Source organism: Streptomyces flavofungini (assembly GCF_041028215.1).
GTDB classification, from domain to species: Bacteria; Actinomycetota; Actinomycetes; order Streptomycetales; family Streptomycetaceae; genus Streptomyces; species Streptomyces flavofungini_B.
On sequence record NZ_JASKYR010001017.1, the window covers coordinates 1 to 2,237 of the forward strand.

Annotated in this window: 3 pseudogenes; 2 read left to right on the forward strand and 1 reads right to left on the reverse strand. The window is 70.4% G+C overall.

Annotation, left to right across the window (positions count from 1 at the left end):
* Together AB8Z36_RS37845 and AB8Z36_RS37850 are read left to right on the forward strand one after the other, a co-directional pair.
* Positions 1 to 752 (forward strand): annotated as a pseudogene (locus tag AB8Z36_RS37845) (transcriptional regulator); the annotation flags it as partial.
* Between the two features lie 95 nt (positions 753 to 847).
* Positions 848 to 1,276, forward strand: a pseudogene (locus AB8Z36_RS37850) (zinc-binding dehydrogenase); the annotation flags it as partial.
* Positions 1,277 to 1,848: 572 nt separating this feature from the next.
* On the opposite strand, the pseudogene AB8Z36_RS37860 reads toward AB8Z36_RS37850, so the two are convergent.
* A pseudogene (locus tag AB8Z36_RS37860) lies at positions 1,849 to 2,237 on the reverse strand (ABC transporter permease); the annotation flags it as partial.

The window sequence follows — 2,237 nt, forward strand, 5'->3', positions numbered from 1 at the left end:
CCCCCGCCTCCTCCCAGCCGCCTTCCGGCTCCGCCGCGCCGAAGAAGAAGCCGGGCGTCTCTCGGCCGCCCGGCGCGACGTCCGCCGACCCGCCAGGCACCACTTCCGCCCCGCGCCGAGGCAAGCGGTCCGCCGGGCCGCCGATCACCTGGTCCGTCAACTCCCAGGCATGGCAGTTTGGTTGCGATCACGACTACGTCATCGCCAAGCCGCCGATCGAGGTCCCCCCTCCCCCTGCCCCGCAGGACGCGGCGCCCTGGGCGGCGACGCAGCGCGCGGTGCACGGTGGCCAGACACTCGTACAACTGTCGGTGCAGGGGCGCAACGACACGGCAGTCGTGCTGGAGGCGCTGCGTGTACGCGTGACCGGTCGTACCGCACCGGTCAAGGGCACCGCCTATGCCATGGACCTGGGCTGCGGTGGCGCGCTCACTCCCCGGTACTTCGCCGTGGATCTGGACAAGGACCGCCCTCTCGCCCGTGCCGTCGCCGGAAACGACTCCGGCACGCCGATCCCGGCCGTGCGCATGCCCTACCGCGTCTCGGCCACGGACCCCGAGGTACTGCTGGTCACAGCCGAGACCAGCTCGTGCGACTGCCGCTGGTACCTGGAACTGGACTGGTCCTCCCAGGGCCGCAGGGGCACCGTACGTATCGACGACGACGGCCGCCCCTTCCGTACCAGCGCCATCAAGGGACTGCCGCGGTACACGTACGACACGCTGAAACGCCGCTGGAATCCCTCCAGGTGAGATTCGCCGGGAGGGCGCGGCGTCGAAGGCAGCGAGCGCCTTGAGCGCCTTGAGCTCCGGGTCGAGGCGATCGCTGAACCCGCCCAACCCGATGGAAGCGCGCGAGCACGTACGCCGAGGCCGTGGCGGCACCGGCGCTGCACCTGGCACACCAGCCCGCCTCGCTTTCGCTCGTGGAGGCGTCGGCGCTGCCGGTCGTCGTGCTGACGGCGTGTCAGGACTTCCTCGGCCTCGCCGACGTCAGCGAGGGCGACCGCGTCCTGATCCACGGCGGCGGTGGAGGGGGCGGCCACGACGCGATCCAGATCGCGAAAGCCCGCGGCGCCCACGTGACCATGACCGTCGGCCGGAGCAAGCGGACATGCGTCGAGGGGTTCAGCGCCGATGAGGTGATCGACTACACGGGTGTCGACTTCACCCGGGCCGTCCGCGACATGGACGTCGTGCCCGACATGATCGGCCGCGCTATCGCGGAGCGGTCCCTGCGCGTGCTCCGCCTCGGCGCTCATCTGGTGACGGCGGTACGTCTCCTGCACGTGCACCCGGAGCTTGCCTTGCTCAGCGAGGTCGACGAGGCCTCGTAGGGCGATCGGGTCGGGGTCGGCGGCGATGCCGCTGAAGCGCAGACCGGACGCCTCGCACAGGGCGATGAGCCTCGCGTCGTCTTCGGCGACACGGGGCCCTGGACGCCGGGCGGCCGACTTCGTCCACCACTTCCCTCCATCCGTCACGTGCCACTGGAGCAGCGGACACAGCACCAACGACGTGTCGGCCGCGCCAAACGTGCGCGAATATGCTTCAGCTCCCACCGGCGATAGGGTCGAGGCCATGGGGGAAGCGAAGACCAGGCCGTGTGTGTGGTGTCAGAAACACTTCACGCGACGTTCGCTGTGGCGACCGAAGCGCTACTGCAAGCGGTGGCACCAGTGCGCGCACTACGGCGCTGTACTCGTCGGCGCCTTGTTCTCCTGATCGTTCCCCTGATCGCTTACGCAGTTCGTCATCCACCGCACGTACCGCTCGTGTGCTGCTTCAGGCCCCGGCGGGGAAATCGGGATGGTCGGCGTAGGGCAGTAGCTCCCCCTATAGGCGGGAATCAGCGGCGGGCGGAGTTGAGGCGGCGGTGTTCGAGGATGGTGGCGAGGGCGTAGGCGCCGCCTCCGGCGATGGTGAGGACCCAGTAGAAGGTGGGGTCGCCCACGAGGAGGGCCGCGGTGGAGGTCAGGGCGAGCCAGGTGCCGAGGCTGTAGTGGAGCAGGTTGCGACGGGCGGCGCCCTCGGCGACGTACATGAGACCGACGACGAATCCTGAGCCGGTGGGCCAGAGCAGGGTCTGGATGTCGGGGTGGTCGATGGTGGCGCTGAGTCCGGTGATCACCAGGAAGAGTGCGGCGAGGGCGGTGACCCAGGCGGCGCCGAGCAGTTGGCCGGTGCGGACGGCGGCGGGGTCGGTGGTGGCCCGCTGGGCGCGCAGGGCGGCGCGGG